The organism is Halopiger aswanensis, from assembly GCF_003610195.1.
In the GTDB taxonomy this organism is placed as follows: Archaea; Halobacteriota; Halobacteria; order Halobacteriales; family Natrialbaceae; genus Halopiger; species Halopiger aswanensis.
Genome location: NZ_RAPO01000001.1, coordinates 397,602 through 412,793 on the forward strand (window position 1 = coordinate 397,602; position 15,192 = coordinate 412,793).

Below are 15,192 nucleotides of genomic sequence, written 5' to 3' on the forward strand. Positions count from 1 at the left end.
GAACGCTCGTCGCACCTGAACCGCTCGACGGCCCGGTACGCTACCGCGTGTCGGTGCACCCGAACTGCTCCGCCACCGCATTCACGTTGACGAGTTTATTTGTTTCTCCTGACGATCAGCCGGCCGTGACTATGCTATTATAAAGACTAATCAGTTGAAGAGATTCTTACTTCGACGGACTGTTCCTGAACCGCAGTGTATGACTACCAACGAGGACGCTGGCTCGGATCCCGACGAACGAACGCTGGTCGGTCGACGCTCCTATATTAAAGCGGCCGCGAGCGCGGTCACGCTCGGCGCCGCCGGCGCCGGCTCCGCTGCGGCTGCCGGTGAGGACTACGACGTCATCGAGGTCCCCGCCGGACGGACGCACACGATCACCCTCGGTAGCGGCGACACGCTCGAGAACACGCTGATCGACATTTCGGCGCGGAACGCGAAATTCCAGATCTCCGCCCGCGGGTCGGGCTGGGAAGTCCGCAACCTCGGCATCCGCGGCAACTGGGACGAAACGCAGAAAGCCGAACCGTTCATCGTCAGCGGCGACGGCGTCATCGACAACTACTACTTCGCCGACGGGGCGACCGGGAACACCTACCCCAACGGCCCCACGGGCATCTACGTGGCGAACGCCCACAGCGGCACGATCCGGATCAACAACGTCAACATTCAGGACATGCCCGACAACGCGATCTACGGCAGTTCGCCGGGCGATCTCCCCTCCCACCCCAGCGGCGGTGGCGGCGGCGGCGACGTGATCATCACGAACAGCTACGCGGCCGACTGCGTCGCCTCCTCGTTCCGCGTCGGGACCGACGGGAGCCGCGTCGAGAACTGCGTCTCCGTCGGCTCCGATTGCGGCTTCTGGGCGTTCTACAATTCACCCAAAGTCGTCGACTGCGACTTCTCCGACTCGAACCTCGGCGACATCCGCGTCGGCGACGGCCACTGGCAAGCCAACGCCAGACCGCGACTCGAGAACGTCCGCTACGAGACGGACGTAATTCACTCGGGTTCGGTCGTCGGCTCGTCGGCAGGCTCGCCACAGCGGACGTCCCCCGAGGAGGTCGAGGGCGTGCCGCTCTCGGCGGAGGAGGCTGCCTCGGGCGGCGGCAGCGGCGGCGTCAGTCCGTCGCCGCCGAGCAACGGCGACGAACCCGACGAGGACGGCGAGGACGACGAGGAACTCGAGGGCCACCTCCTCGCGTTCGTTACGAAACCCGAGGCGCGGAACGCGGAGTACGAGTTCACGGCCGAGGGGGCTGTTGAACTCGCCGAGGCCGATTACGAGAGTCCCTCCGGCCGCTCCATCGGCGCCAACGGTAACGATTCCGTCGAGGAATCGGACGGAACGGCCCGCGTTAGCGGGCTCACCGGCGGCGGTTACGGTGACGCCTACCGCGTCGCCGGCCCGGTGACGTCGATCGACATCGACCAGCCCGACGTGATGTGGGTCGAACTCGACGGCGAGAAGATGTCCGTCGAAGAGGTCATCGAAGCCACGTCCGGCGACGACAGCGACGAGGACGACGAGAACGACGAGAACGAAGCGAGCGACCACCTGCTCGCGTTCGTGACCGACGCCGACGCCAGATACGCCGAGTACGAGTTTACGGCCGAAGGAGCCGTCGAACTCGCGGACGCCGACTACGAGAGTCCGTCCGGCCGCTCTATCGGTGGCAACGGCAACGACGCGATCGAAGAGTCGGACGGCAAGTACCGCGTCAGCGGACTCACTGGCGGCGGCTACGGCGACGCCTTCCGCGTCTCGGGTCCCGTTACGTCGATCGATATCGACCAGCCCGACGTGATGTGGGTCGAACTCGACGGCGAGGAGATGTCGGTTGAGGAGGTTATCGAGGCCACGTCCGGTGACGACGACGAAGACGACAGCGGGAATGAAGATGACGACGCCTCCGACGGCCCGTCGAACGCGCTCGTCATCGACGCGACCGAAACTGGTGCGTCGGCAGAGTACCGGTTCGAGGTCTCCGGATCGGTCGAGAAAGCAACCCACCGGGACGCGACGATCGACGACGGCGATAGCGTCGACGGTACCGCAGTCAAGGGCTCCGTCGACAGCGCGAAGGACGCCTACTGGTTCAGCGGCGACATCACGGACTTCTGGCTGAACGGGGACGCGCTCGTCGACGTCGAGTACAACGCTCGATAACGTTTCGTTCACCCCCGCGCTTCTCGAGCGCCTCGCGGTTCGAACTCACTTCAACGAGCCGCTCACGGTGCTGTAGACCGACTTCGCCAGCGTCATCTCGAGACCCTCGGATTCGACCGCGTAGTAGGGCCGGAGTTCGCCGTTGAACTTCCCTTTGTACTCACAGAGGCGCTCGGTGTTCGCGCCGACCAGATCGTACCCCGTCACCGACTCGAGGTCGGGATCGGTGACGATGTCCTCGAGGATGACCCGATGCAGGAGGTTGTTGACGCTGACGTGCTCGTAGGAGGCGACGACGCCGCCCTGCCAGTAGTAGGCCAGATCGTTCGAGAACAGCGTGATGATGCCGCTCTTGTACTCGCCGTCCGGCGTGCGGGCGACGTAGACCCGCCAGCGGTCGTCGTCCAGCGACGAGAGCAGATCGCGGAGGAAGGGCTCGGTCATCGGCGCGGTGTCGTCGTACTCCGCGTACTGGTCGACGACGTCCTCGTAGATCCGCATCGCCGACTCGATCCCTTCCTGCTCGATCGTCAGGTCGAGATCGTCGTAGCGGCGCATCTCGTTGCGGAGGCTCTTGCTGAATCCCGACATCGCGTCCTCGACGTCCGAACAGTCCTCGAGGTCGACGACGTAGGTGAACTTCGGCTCCGTAGTGAAGCCGTTCCAGTTGTAGGGGCGGGGATCGTCGTAGCCGACCGGACAGGTCATCCGGAACAGCGTCGAGCGCCTGTCGGTCTCGAGGTCGTCGGCGACGGCTTCGGCGAGTTCGCTGTTGATGCGCTCCCACTTGCGGCGCTTCGGGCTGTTCGGGTTGATGATGGGGCCCAGGCGGGGAACGCCCAGCGAGACGGGCGGCGAGAAGACGGTGCGGCCGACGGACTTCTCGTCGACGAAGACCGGGAGGAGGCCGACCGCTTGCTGTCCCTTGAACGCGCCGTAGAGGCGCATCTGGGCGTCGGTGTGGGCGTCGAGCACGGTCAGCGCGTCGGGGTCGTGGAACACCTCGAACCCGGACCGGGGCAGCGCCTCGCCCCACTCGGCGAGCGTCAGTCGTTCGATATCCATGTGTGTCTCCCTGGGACGACTATTCGTTTTGTTATCTCGCCGCTACCGAACGGTAACGGCGGACGAACGGTCGGCTGCGAGTGTACTCGAGTCGAGCCTCCGAGCGTGCTCGAGCGCCGCGAAATGACCGCGAAAAGAGCGGCGTCGAATCGGCGAGAAGGACGGCGCTCCCGCAGCGCCAGCGTCACCCCTCGAGCGTCGAGAGAATCCGCCGCCAGTCGTCGCCGGCCTCGTCCATCCCGAACTCGTCCCGGACCGCCGGCGCGGCGTCCGCGAGGTCCGCCCGGTAGTCCGGATCGTCGAGACATCGCCCCATCGCGCGGGCGAACGCCGCCGGCGTTCGATCTGGGACGACGATCCCGTTCTCCCCGTCGGTGACGACGTCCGGCACCGAACCCACTCGCGGAACGATCGGTGCGAGCCCCGACGCCATCGCCTCGAGCAGCGCCAGCGGCAGGGCGTCGCGCCGCGAGGTGAGCACGAACGTATTCGAGCGCCGGTAGTACGACAGCGGGTCGTCGACCCAGCCCGGCAGAGCGATGCGATCCTCGAGGCCGTGTGCGGCGATTTCGTCGATGACGTCCGTTCGATCGGAACCGGTGCCGACCATCGCCGCCTGGAACTCTCGGCCGTCCGCCTCGAGCTGTGCGAGCGCCCTGACGAACAGGAGCGGGTCCTTCTCCGCGCTGAAGCGGCCGAGCCAGACGAAGTCGTACTCGGCGTCGATATCCGCCGGAATCGGGTGGTAGGTGTCGACGTCGATCGCGTTCGTCAGGATCTCGATGCGCTCCTCGGGGACGCCCATTCGGACGAGTTTGCGGGCGTGGGCGGAGCCGGGAACCGAAATCGCGTCGAACTGCCTGAACGCCCAGCGCGGCCCGGCGCCGTACCACTGCCGGGCGTGGTGATCGAGGTCGATGCCGATGATGCCCAGGTGCGCCGGATAGCCGTAGACCGCCTTCAGCGCGAGCGCGTAGAGCCCGTACGGCAGCAGCGAGATCGACGCGACGGCGTCGTACTCGTTGCGGTAGCCCTCGTAGAGGGCCACGAAAAACAACAGGAGGACCCGCAGGAGGCGCGGCCCGATCTCCGGCACCTGCACGTACTCCGCATCGTCGATGGCACGTTCGGGCTCGAGACAGACGAGCGTCGTCTTCCCGGCGACGTCCGCGAGCGGACCGTAGTGGCGTTCGTTCTTGTGCGACAGGCCGGTGATCACGAGCACGCGCGCGTCGTCCTGTTCGTCTTCGTCGTCCTCGTCCGCGAGCGGGCGTCGCCAGCGCGCTCTGGAGTCGATCGGCGACGACGTCTCGTCGCGACCAGTAGCCGCGTCGCCAGCCCCGTCCGCGTCAGTCGATCCGGCGCCGTCGCTCGAGGGCGTGCTCTCCGTCCGTTCGGCGGTCGTTTCGCTCATGCTTCGAGGGGGTCGGCTCGGTCCTCGGCCCTGGAGTCGGCGTCGGCCTCGAGACACGCCAGCAGGAACTCCGAGGTCGCGTAGGACATCCAGCCCTGACACCACCGCATCAGCGTCACGCGCTTGGTATGGTGACGGTACTTCCGGTAGTAGAACCGGCCTTCTTCGCCCTCGACCTGCATGTTCGCGAGCACCCAGCGGAGGATCCGCTCGGCGAACTCGAGGTCGCCCTCGCGAGTGAACACCAGAATACCCTGCGTGCTGGCGTGGATGTCACGCGGGTAGGCGTGCTCCTCGTCGAAGTTCGGCGCGCCGTCGAGTTCGAACAGTTCCTCGCGGTAGAACTCGACGGCGTCCTCGAGCGTGTCGGCGTACCGCTCTTCGTCGACGACCTCGCGGTAGCGCTGGAAGGACTCGATGACGAACCCGTTGTGGTGGTTGTCCATCGAGAGGTGCGACGCGTCCGCCGGGAGCCGGTAGGGCCAGCCGCCCCGGTCCGTCTGGTTGGCCGCGATGTGATCGAAGATCTTCGTCGCGCGCTCGCGGAGTTCGTCGTCGCCGAAGTACTCGTAGAGATCGACGAGCATCTGCGCGCCGAGCGCGGCCGCGTTGATCGTGTAGGAGTCGTCGGGGTGGTTGAGGTGGTAGTCGATCTTCGCGCCCTCCTCGACCTCGCGGTAGTTCAGGTCCTCGACCATGAAGTCGACCGCCGTGCGTGCGATCTCGGCGTACTCCTCTTTCCCCTCGTGCTCGGCGACCCGCAGGAGCGCCTTGACCGCGCACGAGGTCGAAACGATGTCCGGATCGCTGGGTACGCCTTTCGTGTGGAGATGCTGGATCTCGTGGCGATGCCCGCCGCAGAAGCCGCTGTAGCCGGAGAGGCTCTCCTCGAGGAGCCACTCGGCCAGCCGCTCGGCCTCGCCGAGCGGATCGAAGCCGGGATCGGTGCGCTGGCCCCGCGCCTGCAGGAGGTCGTAGTAGTTCAGATTCGCGATCGAAAACAGCGCCGCCCCCATGTAGTTGCGCCGCTGTTCGACGCGAAAGAGCGGCCTGACGTCGATCGGCGCACGCTTGACGGTCTCTTGGACCGCCAGATTGAGAAATCGGTTCTCGACGGGCAGGGCCTGCAGCAGTTGACTGCTCATCCCGTCGCCGTAATCCGGCCCGATGTAGTCCCGCCGCCGCGCGTACGCGAGCATCGAATCGAGCGCGGAGACGTACCGATCGACGTCTCGAGCGCGCGCTCCCGTCTCTGCCCGATCGTCCGGCGCGTGAAGTCCTTGCGACTGCATTGATCGGATCCTCGCCGAGTCGTCCTATTATTATACGGCTGTTACCGCGCCGGGTCGCGCCCAAGGGTCCGACTGTCGAACGTCCCGCCGTCCGTTACAGTCGGTACGAGCTAGATAACAAACCCCGTCGACGGGGCACCGTTCACGATACGGTGCCTTCCAGCATGAAGTACCTGTTTTTCACGAACACCCCGGCACATGTCCATCTGTACAAACACGCCGTCCGGCGGTTGCGCGACCGCGGTCACGAGGTGCTCGTGCTCGCTCGCGACTACACCTGTACGGTCGATCTCCTCGAGTGGTACGAGCTGCCCTACGCGGTCTACGGGGCCTGCGATACCTCGAAAGGGTCGCTGCTGAGCCGCCTACCGGCCCACTACGCGCGCGCGATCACGCAGGCGCGGCGCTTCGATCCCGATCTCGTCTTCGGCATGGGCGGCTACGCGGCCCACACCGGCGCCGTTCTGCGGACGCCGACGGTGCTGCTCATCGACTCGGAGCCCGCCTCGTTCGATCATACGATCTCGACGCCCTTCGCCCGGGCCGTCCTCACGCCCGACACGTTCCGGAAGAATCTGGGTCGGAACCACTACGTTTTCCCCGGCTTCAAGGAGTGCGCGTACCTCCACCCCGAGATCTACGAGCCGAACCCGTCGATCCGCGACCGGCTCGAGCTCGAGGCCGACGAACCCTACGTCATCCTCCGGCTCAACGCCTTCGGCTCGCAACACGACGTCGGCAAGCAGGGACTCACGGCCGACGATCGCCGCCGGATCGTCGACCGCCTCAGCGAGGACGCGACGGTGCTCGTCTCCGACGAGAGCGGCGAGGCCGACCTCGAGGGGATGCCGGCGCGCCCGTTCGATCTCCACCCCGCGCTGATGCACGACGCCCTCGCCGAAGCCGAATTGCTGGTCGCCGATACCCAGACGATGGTCACCGAGGCCGCGCTGCTGGGCACGCCGGCGATCCGCTCGAACTCCTTCGTCGGCGACGACGACATGGGCAACTTCGTCGCGCTCGAGGAACAGGGCCTGATCCACAACGTGGCTTCGGCCGACGCGATCATTGACCGCGCGGTCCCGCTGCTCGAGGCCGACGACGTCGACGAGACGTGGCAGCGCCGGCGCAACGCCTTCCTCGCGGACACGGTGAACCTCACCGAACTGATCGTCGACGTGGCGACCGCCGAAGGTCGCGTCGACGGGCTCGAGGCCCTCGCACAGTTCGGCCAGCGACAGCCGGCCGAACTCGAGCCCTCGGTCGGCGTCGGCGGCGACTAACGGCTCCGTATTCCGCGCCGAACTGCGACGCGGCGATCGGTTTCTCGTTTCGGCTCGACTGCGGCTGATCCGTCCACAAGCGCTCGAGCAATATCTGTGTCGAGAGCAGCCGCCTGCTATCGAAGAATCGAGTATCACACTGGCCCCGCCGGGTGGAGGGTTGGAGAGGAAGAAACAAAACTCAGAACGCCGCGACTACCTTATCGCTCACGTCCTCGAGCGGCCCACAGCGCGGTCAGCACCGCGAGCGCCCCGAGGGTCGCGCCGATCTCGAAGCCGGGCATCGAACTCGAGCCGCTCTCGGTGTCCGTCCGCGATTCCGCAACCGTCACCGCCTCGAGCGACGAGACTTCGGCGGTATACCGGTACTCGGTCGCCGATTCCTCGGCCACGGTCGTCTCGACCTGCGTCCACTCGCCGCTCTCGTTGTCGGCCTCGTAGAGCGCGATGTCGTCGGCCTCGAGGCCGCGTGCCTCGAGCTCGGCGGCGGTGACGCTGAACGTGACGGTTGCCGAAGCATCCTCGGTTGATTCGCCGTCCATCGTCAAGTGTGACAGCGAGTCGACTCCCTCAGGCGACGCGAGCAGTCCGTCGGGCCGGTCGTTCGCGAACGTCACGGATCCACCGTCGTCGAGGCCGGAGACGGCGACGCGCTCGAACGTGACGTTCTCGTTCGTTCCGCTGGTCGGCTGCAGGGCGATCTGATCGTTCGCCGTCGCCCCGTCGATCGTCGCCGCGATGCCGCCGTCGGTGCGCTCGTACGTGACCGACGGATCGTCGCAGGTCCCGGTTCGGATCGTCACCGGCTCCTCGAGCGAGAGCGACGACCGCTCGGGATCGTCGGCGTCGCCGGAGAGGACCTCCCAGTCCTCAACCTCGCCGTCGCCGTAGAAGTCGGGGTCGTACAGGCTCTCGTTCTCGTAGAACGGGGAGTCCTCGTTGAACGCCGGCTGCACGGTCAGGGCGAACTCGCCGTTGAGACCGCCGCGGATCGCGCCGCCGTCGGTCCGGGACTCGCTCCAGATCCAGTCCGCGCCGATCCAGCCGTCGCCGCGGTGCCACTGGGCCATGTTCGACTCGCCGTCGTACAGGTCGTCCTGGACGACCCACTCGGTCTCGTTGGGCACGCCGACGATGTCGAACGAGGCGACGCCGCCGGCCGTCTCGCCCTCGAGGTGGCCGTGGACGGCGACGAGACTCAGGCCGTCGGTCCCGCGGTGGAGAAAGAGGACGCTCGTGTTCTCCTCCTGCAGGTGGGTCGTTCCGTACGAACTGTAGAGCCGATCGACGCCTTCGGGGTGGGTTTCGTGGTTCCGATAGTCGTAGAACGCCCCGACTGTGCCGTTTGTCGAGAGCGGCCGAATCTGTCGGCAGGTGTCGCCCTGTTCGACGACGTAGGAGTCGGCCGACTGCATCTGTGCCTGCGCGTTCACTGCCGGGCCCCGCTGGGGCGTCGCGGACGACTGCGCTGCCGCGACCCCCACGCTGCTACAGACCAGCAGGGCGGTCATCAGGAGAGCGGCGACCGACCGCGTGCGCGGCGTCATGGTTCACCTCGCACGGTCGACGGCTGTGTGGCCTCCGTTGGCTCGTCCTCGAGACCCGGCTCGGCTTCGGACGGGTCGGCGTCGACCTCCGCGTCGACGTCGACCCCCGCCGTCCGCCCGTGCTCGAGCGCGTCGCAGAACGCGCCGGGCGAGCCGATCCACCCGCCTAGATCCTGCGCACGCTCGACGAGCCAGCGGTAGAGGTCACGGTGGCCCGGGAACTCCCGTTCGTTGAAGAAGCGCGGGTGCCAGAGGACCGTCATTACGGCGCCGTGGTTCGCCGCCTCGAGCAGCAGTCGCTCGCAAGTGCGGCGTGCGGCGTCGGGGTTCGTCGCGGGATCAGGCAGCGCCTGGTCCATAATCGTCAGCGGGAACACGAGGAACTCGTCGTCGAACGGCCGGAGCGGGTGATAGCCCTCGTGAAAGCCACACTCCGTCGCCGACCCGAGGCTCGCGTCGTACCGCAGCCCCATCTCGCGGTGATACTCCCACGTCTCGGGCACCGTCAGCCGCAAGTGATGCTGGCGGCCGCCGGCGATCGGCTCGCCCAGAACCCGCTCGAGCGTCGCTTTCTCCTCGCGCAGTCGATCCGGATCGTCCGCGGAGTGGTACGAGCCGTGCATGCCGACCTCCCAGCCGCCGTCGTCTAAGGCGCGGATGACGTCGACGATCTCGTCGGCGGTGATATCGTACCGGCCCAGGTGCTGCACCCAGTTGGCCGGCGAGAGCCACTCTCGCGCGGGCCGGTCGGCCAGCAGGTGCTGCTCGTTCAGGAAGTAGAAGGCCGAGCGCACGCCCAACTCGGCCTCGAGGCGCATGATCTCCTCGAACTGCCAGTAGGGGTTCGACCCCGAGAGGGCGGTTCCGAGGTGGTAGCCCGGTCGTCCTTGCGTCGCGTAGTACAGCGACCGGACCCCCTTGTACGGCCGGTCGACGTCGTGAGTCAGACAGAGGGCGAACTCGGCGTCCTGGGGCACCTCCTCGACGCGTGTGCTCTGCTGGACCGGGTCCTCGGCGGCGCCAGTCTCGTCCTCGTCTCGGTTCCCGGCAGCCGCCGGCCGAGACTCTCGTTCCGTTCGGTTCGCGTCGGTCATCCGTCTATCAACCGGGTAGGCCCGGTCGCTTCGTCGGTCGTCTCGTCATCGGTGACGGTACCGTCGCTCGAGGGCGATCGCTGGGGGATTGTCGATCGCCATCTTCGTCGGCGTCTCGAACGCCTGCGGCGGGGACGGGATCGCAGCGGCAGCGGCGCCCGCCGGTCACGGCTCGAGGGACGATATCGCCGGATCGTATCGCTCATTCCACTGTCACTCTCACCGGCACCGATACGATAGTAAATGACGACATTACGGATTTATTCGAAGTCCGTAACGGCGACTGATCGCCGCAGATGGAGAGCGAACGGGGAACCCGACCGCAAAACGGCGATTGGTCGATCGACTAGTCCCGATTTCCAGGGCCGGCCTTCGAGCGGTCGTTCCGTCCGCTGCGTCCGAGGAGGAGCCGTTTCACACCCGCCAGACACTCCCGGAGGACGGGCGCACCGTCGATCAGCCAGACGAGTACCGCGCCGAGTGCGAGCGCGATCTGGACCGTTCGATACGTCGAGAGATCACCGGCCGCCAACTCGTTGCGATACCGAGCGAAGAACTGAAAGAACTGGTCGAAAAGCCCCTGGGCTCGACTCCGCGTCGGCACCGTCGCGACCGGCCAGAGGACGATCTCGGGGTAGACGACCCCGCCGCGGAGGTAGCCGTCGAGGATGTCCGAGGGAAGGTGCAGGAGGTAGCCGATCGCGAACGCGATGCCGGCTCGCGTCCGGCCGACTGACCGAGCGAGGAGACCGGCGGCGACTCCGAGCGGCACCGCGAAGAAAATCGAATGCCCGAGCGCGTATCCCGTCTCGAACACCTCGAACTCCCAGGCTAGCGGTTTGTCGATGACGTCGGGCAGTACCGACGCGATCACGGCCGCGAGCGCTTCCGGGCCGTCAGGCGACTCCCGGTAGTAGAGGCGACTCACGAGCGAGTAGACGAGGTAGCCGACGATCGCGTGCTCCCATGGCCACATCAGGGTACGACAGCCGCCCGACCGGGTTAGTTATGGACGTGATATCCGCCGCCCGGTCGCGATCCGCGACTGTAACGAGGTTCGATCGATACTGTCGCCCACCGTGATCGCCCGCCGGTAACGACCGCATACCGCCTCGAGTTCACCGGCCGCTCTTGCTGGAAAATCCACGCCGGCTCCGAGACGGCGGTGTTTTCTCGGTCAGAAAAACCGGACAGCTTTTCATATCAGTACCAGAACGATTCAGCTACCAGTGAGTGAGGAGACTGACCTGTCGACGGTGCTCGCAGTCCTCGACGACGAGTACGCACGGGAAATCCTCACGCATACGAGCGTCGAACCCATGTCTGCCAGTACTTTGAGCGAACGGTGTGATGCGTCCCTGCCGACGATCTATCGTCGGCTCGATCGCCTCGAGGAGTGTCGCCTCGTCACCGAAGAGACGGAGCTCGCACCCGACGGGAACCACTACAGCGTCTACAGCGCGAACCTCGATAACCTGGAACTCTCGCTGGAAGACGGGACGTTCGACCTCGAAGTATCGTATCGCGACGAGGACGTCGCGGACAAGTTCACCCGAATGTGGGAGGGGATGCGATGAGCGCCCCCGTCCGGCTCGACGAGGCGACGCTGTTCGAACTCCTGACCGTCGCGAGTCTCTTCCTCGTCGCAATCCTCGGGACGCTCATCGCGTATCAGGCTTACCGGGGCTACCGTCGCAACGACGCCCCTTCGATGCTCTATCTCGCCGGCGGCTTGCTGTTGCTGACGCTCTGTCCGTTCCTCGTCAACGTCACGATCACGACCGCGACCGAACTCGAGCAGGTCGTGACTGCCTTCCTCGAGAACGTGAGCCGGCTGCTCGGGCTGCTCGCGATCATGTACTCGCTGTACGGGCAGCATTGAGGTCGACGGCACGGTGAGACTGGCCGGCGAACACGAACGAACCGGACGTGTTCGCGCGAGCGATCACGACCGTGAGGGCCGAAGCGAACGCGGACCGGATGCGGATGAAGGGGGAGGACCGTTTCGAGGGTGGCAGGCGGATCGAACGACCCAATGCGAGCCGTGGGAAACGGCGATGGAGAGGGGAGGTGAGTGTCGTTCGATCCGGGATCGGGCAGTGGGGATCGGCGGGACGTGATCGCGGTACGGGATCGGACCTATCACGTCCCCGTCCATCCCTTTCGACGCTACCATATTAGTGGTGCAAGCGCGTTTTCTCGGTCGGAAAACGCCCCGTCGCCGAAAGCGTCCGGCGCCGCGTTCTTGGTACTGGGCTTCCTGCAGCCGATATGCAGTATCTGGTCGGCACCGACTCCGTACACACGACCGCAGCGATCTGTGACTACCTGGACGGCCGGACGACGAGCGACGATTCGGTGACGGTCGTCGCCGCCATCGACGATGATACGGCCCGCCAGGACGCCCAGGAAGCGCTCAACGTCGCCCCGGTTCGTCTCGCAACCGTCGACGATGTCGACACGGACGTCCGAGACGGCGACCCCGCATCGATCCTCCGGGATGTCGCCGACGAGATCGGCGCCGACGAACTCGTCATCGGCGCCCGCAGCGGCAACCCGGACGCGACGGCCGCCCTCGGGTCGACGGCGCAGGCTATCCTCGAGTCGGCGACGCGGCCGGTCGTGGTCGTTCCGGTGCCGGAACTCTAACCGCTGGGCGGGCCGAGCAACAACTCAACTCGCGTCGGGAAACGGATCCTCGAGTTCGCCACCCTCGTCGTACTCGTCGCGGACGGCCTCGACGTGGCGCTCGAGGTCGGGATTCGAGGCGCTGACGTCGCCGGTTCCCGGAACCGACGGCCCCGGGGTCGTGAATCCCTCGACGCCGGTGACGACCGGGCCGTAGGCGAACGTCTGCTCGGGGAACGCCTCGGAGACCGTGACGGTCCGGTCGCCGTCGACGCCGCCGATCGGCTCCGTTATCGTCCCGACCCGCCCCGACTCGTCCCACCAGAACAGCGAGAGCATGGTCTCCTCGAGGTCGCCGACGATCCGCACCGTCTCGCGGTCGAGAAACTCGATCGCGACCGTCTCGTCGGTGCCGGACTGCTCGCTGCCCCCGTCGGTGCGTATCTGTGCATCCGATGATCGACTGCGTGCCGTCTCTCGGTCCTGCGCTCGTCGGCCCGTCTCGACGAGTCTCGCCGCTCGGACGCCGCGAGCCGTGCGACCGAGGACGCCGCGCTCGAGTCGAGCCGTTCGCGATCGAATCGCGCGACCCGCCAGAGTCCGATTCCAGGGAAACGTAGCCATCGTTCCCGTGTTTCCCGACTCCCCGTATCAATCATTTTTCGGCGCCCGATGACTGTCATCGAGACCGATACGTCTGCACCGCTCGAGGCGACCGTCCCCGAGGGACCCGCAATTAAGACCCGCTGGCCCGTACGACCCGGCGAATGACAGGCACCCACCATCGATTCAACGCCGAGACGCGGGTGCTCCATCAGCGAGCGGTTCGCACGCCGCTGCCCGATCTCGATGCCGAGCGAGTGTTCCACGAGCACATGATGGCCGTCGCCGACGCACGCGAGCGACGGGCGGAGTTACTCGCCGATCCCGACGTGCCGTTACTCGACGCCCACGAGACCGAGTTCGAGCGGCTGGCCGATACGTTCGAGCGCCGGTGTCGACATATTGCAGGCGAGAACTACGAGGAGGTCGCGATGGCGTACTACCGCGGCGACCGCGACGATCGGATCGGGCGACTGACCGCGTACTACGTCGAGGGACTCTGGCGAATCCAGCAGCGAACGACCGTCTCGGAGTTTCTCTTCTTCCCGCTTATCCTGCGGTACCCCGATAGCTTCACGGTGAACGTACGCTTCGCCAGCGGCTACACGACGCCCGAATCGGTCCGCTACGAGTCGGCCCACCACCTCACCGAAGACCTGTGTGACGAGCACGCCGAGGCGTTCTACGAGGACAGTCAGTACTCACAGCGGCAGGCGGCCGAGTACATCAGCGCGACCGCCCAGCGCATCCGGGAGGCGTTTCCCGATCCGGACGAGACCGCGTTCGAGGAGCGCAAGTACGGCGGCATCGTCGGGGCGGGCGGCCGCCGCGGCACGACGTTCACGACGATGCTCGAGCGCGTCGACCCGGAACGGGACCGGTTCACGGACACGGTGACGCAGTCGACGCTCGTCGAAGCGGGGGCGGAAGCACGACGGACTGAACAGGCGTACCTCGCCGACGACGAAGTCGTGATTTAGCTCGTGGAACTAGATTGCTTGTCGGCTGAAACTGCGTGAGGAGTGTCGGCGCTCGAGAGAATTTCGAGGAGACGAGGTTTTAAAGGCGAATTGGACCGGCTATTGGTCGTCCCGTACTGTTCCGATGGACTGAGAAGTGGGCTGGTTCCGACGATCGGTTCTCTCGCTGCTCGACCTTGTTCAGGTCAGCCGCTCCACTCGTCGCCGATGTCGGTCACAACGTTTTCCCGCCACTGCTCGAATCGCTGACGACAGGTCGCGTGCTCGTCACTCGACACGTGATCGATGAATCCTGGACCGCCGTCCGAGAGTTCGCGACCGCAGAACGGACAGAAATCCGGATTATCCCACGCCGACGAATCCCGGGTCGGGTGCTCGTAATCGCCCATACGTACTGTTCGCTGGCGAAGTGCATCAATCGTAGGGTGACATTCGACGTCCGAATGGAAGTTCGTGTAACTGTAGGCGAAATCCTTGATACGGTATAGCACCTCTATACGTTCGATGATTACGGAAGAACACAGCACAAGGATCAGTGAAGACGTGGCGACCGGTCTCGTGAGCGCCGCACGTACCAGCCTCGGTGACACACTCCGAAGCGTCGTGTATTTTACGCCGTCGGCGTTCGACGTGCTCTATCTTCGGCAGGGGCTCTACGACTCGACGGAATCCGCCCGGACGGCCAAGGAGCAACTGGTCGAACTCGAGCGGGTCGGGTTCGCGGAGGTACCGGTCAGGGCGGCGATCGTTCGACGCGAAGACGGAACGGGAATCGGGCCGTACGAGTTTACCGTCCGGTTCCACGAGGACGGCTTCGTCGTCAGGGTGCTCGAGGGCGACGTCGGAACGATCATGACGACCGACAGTATGGATCTGAACGCGTTCGAAGACGCCGCCACCGCCGTCCGACGGCTGCTCGCGGACGCGTCGTTCGGCGGCGACTGAAGACCGTAGTTCGGTAAGCTACTCGGTAGTCAGTCACCTCGAGGTAGATCCAGTGGTCGGTAGATTTGTCGACAGTCACTCAGAACGAAGCCGGTCTGCTGCATCCACCCTCTGTATCGGTCACGCCAATTCTACCAGTAACTGGATAGATCGAGCGAGACGTGCTGA

15 protein-coding genes are annotated in these 15,192 nt (G+C 65.7%); 7 read left to right on the forward strand and 8 right to left on the reverse strand.

From position 1 onward, the window contains the following. The first annotated feature begins 199 nt into the window (after positions 1-199). On the forward strand, positions 200-2,173 hold the full coding sequence (locus tag ATJ93_RS01890; RefSeq protein WP_120242944.1) for a right-handed parallel beta-helix repeat-containing protein: 1,974 nt from the start codon (positions 200-202) through the stop codon (positions 2,171-2,173). A 45-nt stretch (positions 2,174-2,218) separates the two neighbouring features. Here ATJ93_RS01890 and ATJ93_RS01895 read toward each other — a convergent pair whose 3' ends face one another. The 3 genes from ATJ93_RS01895 to ATJ93_RS01905 form a co-directional block, all read right to left on the reverse strand. Beyond that, positions 2,219-3,238 (reverse strand): GNAT family N-acetyltransferase, encoded by a 1,020-nt coding sequence (locus ATJ93_RS01895; RefSeq protein ID WP_120242945.1) that lies wholly within the window; start codon positions 3,236-3,238, stop codon positions 2,219-2,221. 184 nt (positions 3,239-3,422) lie between these two features. Continuing rightward, positions 3,423-4,652 carry a glycosyltransferase gene (locus tag ATJ93_RS01900; RefSeq protein ID WP_211334011.1) on the reverse strand — a complete coding sequence of 410 codons (1,230 nt, stop codon included), beginning with the start codon at positions 4,650-4,652 and terminating at the stop codon, positions 3,423-3,425. Further along, positions 4,649-5,944 carry a glycoside hydrolase family protein gene (locus ATJ93_RS01905; RefSeq protein ID WP_120242946.1) on the reverse strand — a complete coding sequence of 432 codons (1,296 nt, stop codon included), beginning with the start codon at positions 5,942-5,944 and terminating at the stop codon, positions 4,649-4,651. The genes ATJ93_RS01900 and ATJ93_RS01905 overlap by 4 nt, the downstream gene beginning before the upstream one ends. 164 nt (positions 5,945-6,108) lie before the next feature. Between ATJ93_RS01905 and ATJ93_RS01910 the strand changes: the two genes are divergently transcribed. After that, positions 6,109-7,227 (forward strand): DUF354 domain-containing protein, encoded by a 1,119-nt coding sequence (locus ATJ93_RS01910; protein WP_120242947.1) that lies wholly within the window; start codon positions 6,109-6,111, stop codon positions 7,225-7,227. A gap of 200 nt (positions 7,228-7,427) precedes the next feature. Here ATJ93_RS01910 and ATJ93_RS01915 read toward each other — a convergent pair whose 3' ends face one another. The 3 genes from ATJ93_RS01915 to ATJ93_RS01925 all read right to left on the reverse strand — a co-directional run bounded on the left by ATJ93_RS01915 (position 7,428) and on the right by ATJ93_RS01925 (position 10,844). Next, positions 7,428-8,774 (reverse strand): PGF-pre-PGF domain-containing protein, encoded by a 1,347-nt coding sequence (locus ATJ93_RS01915; protein ID WP_120242948.1) that lies wholly within the window; start codon positions 8,772-8,774, stop codon positions 7,428-7,430. Continuing rightward, positions 8,771-9,868 carry a polysaccharide deacetylase family protein gene (locus ATJ93_RS01920; protein WP_211334012.1) on the reverse strand — a complete coding sequence of 366 codons (1,098 nt, stop codon included), beginning with the start codon at positions 9,866-9,868 and terminating at the stop codon, positions 8,771-8,773. Before ATJ93_RS01920 ends, ATJ93_RS01915 begins: the two co-directional genes overlap by 4 nt. A gap of 346 nt (positions 9,869-10,214) precedes the next feature. Continuing rightward, positions 10,215-10,844, reverse strand: a complete 630-nt coding sequence (locus ATJ93_RS01925) for a metal-dependent hydrolase (protein ID WP_120242949.1) — start codon at positions 10,842-10,844, stop codon at positions 10,215-10,217. Between the two features lie 253 nt (positions 10,845-11,097). On the opposite strand from ATJ93_RS01925, the gene ATJ93_RS01930 reads away from it, so the two are divergent. The 3 genes from ATJ93_RS01930 to ATJ93_RS01940 all read left to right on the forward strand — a co-directional run bounded on the left by ATJ93_RS01930 (position 11,098) and on the right by ATJ93_RS01940 (position 12,517). After that, a complete protein-coding gene (locus ATJ93_RS01930) occupies positions 11,098-11,445 on the forward strand; it encodes an ArsR/SmtB family transcription factor (protein ID WP_120242950.1) in 348 nt (115 codons plus the stop codon). Continuing rightward, positions 11,442-11,750 (forward strand): DUF7521 family protein, encoded by a 309-nt coding sequence (locus ATJ93_RS01935; RefSeq protein ID WP_120242951.1) that lies wholly within the window; start codon positions 11,442-11,444, stop codon positions 11,748-11,750. Before ATJ93_RS01930 ends, ATJ93_RS01935 begins: the two co-directional genes overlap by 4 nt. Positions 11,751-12,139: 389 nt before the next feature. Then, positions 12,140-12,517: a universal stress protein gene (locus ATJ93_RS01940; protein WP_120242952.1), complete on the forward strand. Its 378-nt coding sequence runs from the start codon at positions 12,140-12,142 to the stop codon at positions 12,515-12,517. Between the two features lie 24 nt (positions 12,518-12,541). Here ATJ93_RS01940 and ATJ93_RS01945 read toward each other — a convergent pair whose 3' ends face one another. Then, complete coding sequence (locus ATJ93_RS01945) at positions 12,542-13,120, reverse strand: hypothetical protein (RefSeq protein WP_245977492.1); 579 nt, start codon at positions 13,118-13,120, stop codon at positions 12,542-12,544. A 143-nt stretch (positions 13,121-13,263) separates the two neighbouring features. Between ATJ93_RS01945 and ATJ93_RS01950 the strand changes: the two genes are divergently transcribed. Further along, a complete protein-coding gene (locus ATJ93_RS01950) occupies positions 13,264-14,079 on the forward strand; it encodes a hypothetical protein (protein ID WP_120242953.1) in 816 nt (271 codons plus the stop codon). Between the two features lie 185 nt (positions 14,080-14,264). Here ATJ93_RS01950 and ATJ93_RS01955 read toward each other — a convergent pair whose 3' ends face one another. After that, positions 14,265-14,468 carry a DUF7501 family protein gene (locus ATJ93_RS01955; protein WP_120242954.1) on the reverse strand — a complete coding sequence of 68 codons (204 nt, stop codon included), beginning with the start codon at positions 14,466-14,468 and terminating at the stop codon, positions 14,265-14,267. Positions 14,469-14,583: 115 nt separating this feature from the next. Here ATJ93_RS01955 and ATJ93_RS01960 point away from each other — a divergent pair, with 115 nt between their 5' ends. Next, a complete protein-coding gene (locus ATJ93_RS01960) occupies positions 14,584-15,024 on the forward strand; it encodes a DUF7522 family protein (protein ID WP_120242955.1) in 441 nt (146 codons plus the stop codon). Positions 15,025-15,192: the final 168 nt, after the last annotated feature.